This window comes from Aquabacterium sp. (assembly GCF_041915145.1).
Classification (GTDB): Bacteria; Pseudomonadota; Gammaproteobacteria; order Burkholderiales; family Burkholderiaceae_C; genus Aquabacterium.
In genome coordinates this window covers 1-6,435 of the sequence record NZ_JAYSBZ010000110.1, presented here as the reverse complement: position 1 = coordinate 6,435, position 6,435 = coordinate 1, and the positions used below count along the sequence as shown (strand labels likewise).

Sequence of the window (6,435 nt, the reverse complement as noted above, 5' to 3'; positions counted from 1 at the left end):
AGCTCGTCGAGCGCACGGGCGGGCGTTTTGTGCACCACGATGGTGGCGAGCAAGACAGCACCTCGCGGCTCGACACCTCGCTGGCCGCGGCCGATCTGGTGATCTGCCAGACGGGCTGCGTGAGCCACGATGCGTATTGGCGCGTCAAGGATCACTGCAAGCGCACGGGCAAGCGCTGCGTGTTCGTGGATACGCCGAGCAAGGCGGCATTGATGCGCGCGCTGGCGCAGGCCGACGCGACTCCGGAGGCGAACGCGCCCGCGACGGACACCGCCCCGATCGGCTCAGCGGCCGAGGTTGGCCGGCACGGTTGAGTCGCGCGCGGCGCCGATCAGGCGGTCGGCGAGCAGGCGCGCGCGCGGGGCTTCAAGGGGCGCCAGGCGACTCACGCGGGCCACGGCTTCGCGCCCGAGCTCCTTGAGGCGCCAGGCGATTTCTTGCAGCACGAGCACGATTTCGAGCCGGGTGTCGGGGTCGTCGATGGCGTCCACCTGGGCAGTGAGTTTGTCGGGGTCGAGCCGGTCGAGGCCCACGCTGTAGTAGGCGCGCTGGATGTGCGTGAGCCGTTGCAACACCTGCTGGAACAGCGCCCTGAGCGGGGTGGTGCCGGCGCTGGGCAGGTCGCTTTGCAGCCATTCGCCCACTTGCCGGGGCAGGTCGGGGGTGCTGGCCACGCGGGCGGCGCGGATCAGGTTGTCGTCCAGCTGAGGCTGGCTGACCACCTGGGCCTCGGTGGCGCTGCCGGCGTGGCAGATGCCGGCCACCAGGTCGGAGATCTGGCGATTGAATTCACCCGGGATCAGGCTGACGGCGATGTGGCTGCGCTTGAGCGGCGCCGGGCTGCGCTCGATGAAGCCGACGAGCATTTCGCACACCGCCAGCACCTGGCTGTGCAGCCCGATCTGCCCGCCCTTGAGGCCGCGCGGGTAGCCGAAGCCGTCGAGCCGTTCGTGGTGGTTGAGCACGGTTTCGCCCACCTGCGTGCCCACCGAGGGCATGCTGGTGAGCAGGCGCTGCGCCACCACCGGGTGCGCGGCCACATGGCGCCAGTCGTCGGGCTCCAGCGGGTCGAGCTGGGCCAGCGGCGCGGGGTCCATGTAGAGCTCGCCGATGTCGTGGCTGAGTCCGGCGGTCATGACGATGCGCTGCGAGGTGGTGTCGCCGGGCCGCAGGCGGTTCATCAGGCCGCTGCACAGCAGGCTGGCGCCCACCGCGTGCGGCAGCTTGCCGGGCTGCGATTCGGCGTACAGCGTGTTGAGCGTCTGCAGCTTGGGGTGCAGCTCCAGCTCGCGCAGGTTGCGCGTGGCTTCGCCGTTGCTGCGGCCGTTGTAGAGCGATTGCAGCAGGCTCGATTGATCGAGCAGGGCTTCTGCCTGTTGGCCGATGCGCGTGGCGCTGAGGTTGTGCTCGAAGCGCACGCTGTCTTCGAGCGGCTTGCGCAGGCGATGCATCAGCAGGCGCTCGCGCGTCGAGCCGTCGATGCGCCCGCCCTTGGCCAGCAGCTTGATGCCGCTTTCGGCAAAGATGTCTTCGATCGCCTCGGCCCCATGGCTGCCGGATAGCGCGATCACGTGATCCAGGTAATGCCGGTTGACGGCAGTGGACGACTCCATGGGTTCCTCCCTGATGGCGATCAACTCGCATCATCGGCGACGAACGGCTGGAATGAGTGGCGATCGCGCACCCCCGAAAGGGCGGGCCGGCGGTGGGAACGGACGAAACGGCGCGCGGGCTCAGCGGCCCAGGTTGGCCGGCATGGTTGTGTCGCGCGCGGTCTGGCTGCGGTTGCGGCCAGCGGCCTTGGCCATGTAGAGGGCGCGGTCGGCGCGCTCCAGGGTCTGGTCGAGCGTGCGGCCGTGGTGGTGCTGGGCCACGCCGGCCGAGAAGTGCACGCGCAGCTCGGGCACGCCCTCGCTCACGCGCAGCGTGGCCAGCGTTTCGGTGAGGCGCTGCAGGCAGGCGTGGGCCTGCATGACGTTGGAGTCGGGGAAGAGAAAGAGAAACTCCTCGCCGCCCCAGCGCGCCACCACGTCGCTGCCGCGCAGCACGCCTTGCGCGGCCTGCGCGAAGTGCTGCAGCACCTCGTCGCCCACGCGGTGGCCGTGCAAGTCGTTGATGCGCTTGAAGTGGTCGAGGTCGATGATGGCGACGGCGAAGGCCACGCCCAGGCGTTCTTGCCGCTGCCATTCCTGCTCCAGCAGATCCTGCATGTGGCGGCGGTTGACCAGGCCGGTGAGGGTGTCGCGCGTGGCGAGCTGCTGCACGCGCTCCAGCGCCGCGCGCAGCTCGACGCGCTGTTGCAGCACGCGCGTGCGCCAGTCGGTGACGTAGTGCGCCGTCACCGTGAGCGCGGGCAGCGAGGCGGCCAGCAGCTCGAAGCGGATCAGCTCGCGCTGCCAGGGGTAGTAGGCGGGGTCGATCTGGTGCATCACCGCGATCGTGCCGCCGAGAAAGCAGGCCGCGATCACGCCCAGCGCGATCGCCTGACGCGGCGTGAGCGTGACCATGCCGAACATCACGATGACGTTGATGACGACGAGCACGGAGCCGCGGTCGTCCGGCGTCACCATCGCGTAGGCGTAGGTGACGGCGCCGAGCGCGAACACGGTCTGCCAGATCATCAGGCTGGGGTCGCGCAGCCGGGTCGACCAGCCGCTGCGCACCAGCGCGTAGAAGGTGCCCTCGACCACCAGCGTGACCACCAGCAGGCGCTCGGCGAAGCCGGCTCGCGCCAGCCCGTGCGCCACCCCGAAGAAGGCCAGCGCGCAGCACACCACGTAGACCGACATCGACAGCAGGATGCCGGACAGGCGCTTGCGCATCTTGTGGTCGCCGCCCAGCATGAGGTGGCCCACCACGCTGGACAGCGGTTCGCCGAAGGCGTGTTCTTCGTGGAGGGAGTCGTCGAATGGAACCATGCTCGCCTCGGGCCGCTTCACGCGACCTGCTCTCCATACGCGGCGCCCTGGGCCGCCGCCAGGCTGACCGGCCCGGCCGCCACGCAGCAGTTGCGGCCCTTGTGCTTGGCGGCGTAGAGGGCCTGGTCGGCGCGCTCGACCAAGCGGTCGGGCGACTCGCCCTGCGCCCACTGGGCCAGGCCGCACGAGAAGGTCACGGCCAGGTCGGGCACGGCCGGGGCCAGGCGTTGCTCGGCGACGTGGCGGCGCAAGCGGTCGAGCCCGAGCAGGGCGTCTTCGAGCCGCGTCTGCGGCAGCAGCAGCACGAATTCCTCGCCGCCCCAGCGCGCCAGGGTGTCGATGGTGCGCAGCTGGGTCTGGGCCGCGGCGGCGAAGCCGCGCAGCACGTCGTCGCCCACGCGGTGGCCGTGCGCGTCGTTGACGATCTTGAAGAAGTCGAGGTCGAGCAGCGCCACGCAGAACGGCGCGCCGCCGCGCTGGCCGCGCTGCACCTCGGTGTCGAGCAGCTCCTGCATGTGGGCGCGGTTGGCCAGGCCGGTGAGCATGTCGTGGGTGGCGAGCGACTGCACGCGCTCCAGCGTCTGGCGCAGCTCGCGGCGCTGGCTGATGAGGCGCAGCCGCAGGTCGCTCACCGACTTGGCGACCAGGCCCATCGTGATGAGGCAGCTCAGCGTCAGGCCGAAGTGCGCGAGCTGCGTGCTGGCGGGGTAGCGCAGCGGGTCGTGATGGTTCAGCACGGCCATGGCGCCGCCCATCGCCATCACGGCGAAGGCGCTCACGCCGACGATCTGGCGCGGGCCAAGGCGAAAGCTCATGAACACCAGGCTCAGCGCCAGCAGCATCAGCACGTTGCCGCGCGTGGGGCCGGTGAGCATGTAGGCCTGGGTGTTGAGCCAGATGCCGGCCAGCGCGTGCGGCAGGGTCAGGCTGGGGTCGCGAAAGCGCTTGGACCAGCCGCCGCGCACCAGCGCGAAGAACAGGCACCACGTGCCGATCAGGCTCACGCCCATGATGTGGGCGCTCAGCGGCGGCATCTCGCCGAGGGCCGCCGCGTGCCAGCCGATGGCCGCGCACGCCGAGTAGAAGTACACGGTGGCGAGCACGAAGCGCACGTGTTCGCGGTGCCGGGAGTCGGCGCCGAGAACCAGTGTGACGAGGCCCGATTGCTTCATACCTGCCTTTGAACCGGCGCAGCGTCCGTTGTGTTCGCCCGCGGGCATCACGCGACCTGGGCGGGCAGCGGATGCAGGGGCGCCGTGGCGCTGTCGCATTGACGAATCAAGTCTTCAAACTGTGCCTTGGGCAGCGGCTTGGCGAACAGGAAGCCCTGCGCCATCTGGCAGCCGAGGTTGCGCAGGTGCACCGCCTGCCCGTCGGTCTCGACGCCTTCGGCCACCAGGCTCATGTGCAGGCTGCCGGCCAGGGTGACGATGGCCTTGACCAGCTCGGCGCTGCCGTGGTCTTGCGGCAGCTCGCGCACGAAGGAGCGGTCGATCTTGAGCGTCTGCACGGGGAAGCGCGTGAGGTAGCTCAGCGCCGAGAAGCCGGTGCCGAAGTCGTCGATGGCGATGGTCATGCCGGTGGACGACAGGGCTTCGAGCATCGAGCGGATGTTGGAGCGCGCGTCGAGCAGCAGGCTCTCGGTGATTTCGAGCTCGATCCACTCGGGGCGGCAGCCGGACTCGCGCAGGGCGTCCTGCACGAGGTCGACGAAGCCGGCGGCGGCGAACTGGCGCGGCGAGAGGTTGACGGCGATCTTCAGCGGCGCGGCGCGCCCGGCGTTCCATTGGCAGGCCGCGGCGCAGGCCGCGCGCAGCGCCCACTCGCCCATCTGCACGATGAGGCCGGTTTCTTCGGCGATGCAGATGAACTTGTCGGGCGGCACCAGGCCGCGGGTCGGATGATTCCAGCGCATCAGGGCCTCGGCGCCCACCAGGCCGCCACTGGCCAGATCCCACTTGGGTTGGTAGTAGAGCTCCAGCTGATCGCGTTGCAGCGCCTGCCGCAGCTCGGATTCGAGGCTGAGGCGCTCGCTGGCGTGCTGGGTCAGCTCCTTCGAGTAGAACTGGAAGCTGTTGCGGCCGGTTTCCTTGGCGTGGTAGAGCGCGGCGTCGGCGTATTGCAGCAGGTCGTCCACGCCCTTGCCGTCGTCCGGGAAGAAGGCGATGCCCAGGCTCGCGGTGACCACCACGCTGCGCCCGGCCAGATTGAAGGGGTGGGCGAAGGCCTTGACCACCTTGCCGGCGATCACGCCGAGGTCGGTGGCCTGGCGCACCTCGGGCAGGATGATGGCGAACTCGTCGCCGCTCAGCCGCGCCACGGTGTCGTAGTCGCGCAGGGCTTCTTTCAGGCGCAGGGCGGTCTGCTTGAGCAGCTCGTCGCCCACGCCGTGGCCGAGCGAGTCGTTGATCTGCTTGAAGCGATCGAGGTCGAGCATCATCACGCCCAGGCAGTGCTGGTGCCATGCGGCGTCCGACAGCGCCTGGCGGAAGCGGTCGATGAACAGCGCGCGGTTGGGCAGCTGGGTGAGCGAGTCGAAGAACGAGAGCTCGTGCAGCTGGCGCTGGTAGCTCTTGAGCTCGGTGATGTCTTGCAGGATGCCGCGCGTGCGGGCCGGGCTGCCGTCGGGGTTGTATTCGATGTTCGAGACGACGAAGATGTCGCGCGTGCCCATGCCCTCCTTGTCCATGCGGAACTCATAGCGCAGCTCGGGCTGCCGCTGGGCCATGGCGGCGTCGTAAAGCGCCGAGATGCGCGGGCGGTCTTCGGCCGGCAGGCTGTTGACGAGTTCCTTGACGGTCGGCTCCCAGTCGAGCGGCTTGGCGAGCAGGCGCAGCGCCTCCTTCGACAGCCGCGCGCGGTTGCGGTTCCAGTCCCACTCCCAGTCGCCCAGGCGGGCGATCTGCTGGGCGTTGTCCAGGCGCTCCTGGCTGTCGGCCAAGGCCTCCTGGGCGGCGTGCTGGCCGGTGATGTCCTGGATCGTGACGAAGCTGCCGCGCAACGCGTGCTCGGGCGCCGGGCCGAATTCGTTGAGCACGCCCACGCGCAGGATCTTGATGGCGCCTTGCACGGTCTGAAAGCGTGCGCAGAATTCCGTCTCGGGCTCCCGCGCGGCCCGGGCCTGCGCGAGCTGCGCCTCGATGGCCGGGCGCTCCCCGCCGACGATCCGGCTCATGAGGTCTTCGCGCGAGATGGTCGCGTGCCGTGCGAAGCCGAGGATCTCGCACACTTCTTCGGACGGCGTGGCCCGGCGGGTCTGCAGATCCCACGCCAGATAGCCCAGCCGCGCGACGCGCTGCGCGGCCCGCAGGCGCTTGTCGCCCTCGGTCTGGGCCGCGTCGCGGCGCTGCTCGTTGGCGTCGAGCCCGGCGCACATCACGCCGAGCACGCCGCGCCGTGCGTCGTGCAGCGGGGTGAGCGTCCAGTAGACGTGCAACGGGCGGCCGTCGGCGCGCACGTTGCGCACGGCCTGCTCGGCGCAGCGGCCGGTCAGCGCCTCGCTCCAGAGTGCCTGGAA

General features: G+C 69.9%; 5 protein-coding genes. 1 reads left to right on the top strand and 4 read right to left on the bottom strand.

Annotated features, from left to right (window positions below):
- On the top strand, nt 1-314 hold a 314-nt coding region (locus ACE3SS_RS14300; protein ID WP_374595083.1), incomplete at its 5' end, for a DUF2325 domain-containing protein.
- Here ACE3SS_RS14300 and ACE3SS_RS14295 read toward each other — a convergent pair.
- The 4 genes from ACE3SS_RS14295 to ACE3SS_RS14280 form a co-directional block, all read right to left on the bottom strand.
- Nucleotides 285-1,613 (bottom strand): HD-GYP domain-containing protein, encoded by a 1,329-nt coding sequence (locus ACE3SS_RS14295; protein WP_374595081.1) that lies wholly within the window; start codon nt 1,611-1,613, stop codon nt 285-287. The two genes, ACE3SS_RS14300 and ACE3SS_RS14295, sit on opposite strands and share 30 nt — an antisense overlap.
- A gap of 120 nt (nt 1,614-1,733) precedes the next feature.
- Nucleotides 1,734-2,918: a GGDEF domain-containing protein gene (locus tag ACE3SS_RS14290; protein WP_374595079.1), complete on the bottom strand. Its 1,185-nt coding sequence runs from the start codon at nt 2,916-2,918 to the stop codon at nt 1,734-1,736.
- Nucleotides 2,919-2,935: 17 nt separating this feature from the next.
- Nucleotides 2,936-4,090: a GGDEF domain-containing protein gene (locus ACE3SS_RS14285; protein WP_374595077.1), complete on the bottom strand. Its 1,155-nt coding sequence runs from the start codon at nt 4,088-4,090 to the stop codon at nt 2,936-2,938.
- 47 nt (nt 4,091-4,137) lie between these two features.
- A partial coding sequence (locus tag ACE3SS_RS14280) for an EAL domain-containing protein (RefSeq protein ID WP_374595075.1) occupies nt 4,138-6,435 on the bottom strand: 2,298 nt, incomplete at its 5' end.

Bases quoted from the DNA above. Each gene is read 5' to 3' on its own strand.
- ACE3SS_RS14295 (WP_374595081.1), bottom strand. From the start codon at position 1,613: ATGGAGTCGTCCACTGCCGTCAACCGGCATTACCTGGATCACGTGATC.
- ACE3SS_RS14290 (WP_374595079.1), bottom strand. From the start codon at position 2,918: ATGGTTCCATTCGACGACTCCCTCCACGAAGAACACGCCTTCGGCGAA.
- ACE3SS_RS14285 (WP_374595077.1), bottom strand. From the start codon at position 4,090: ATGAAGCAATCGGGCCTCGTCACACTGGTTCTCGGCGCCGACTCCCGG.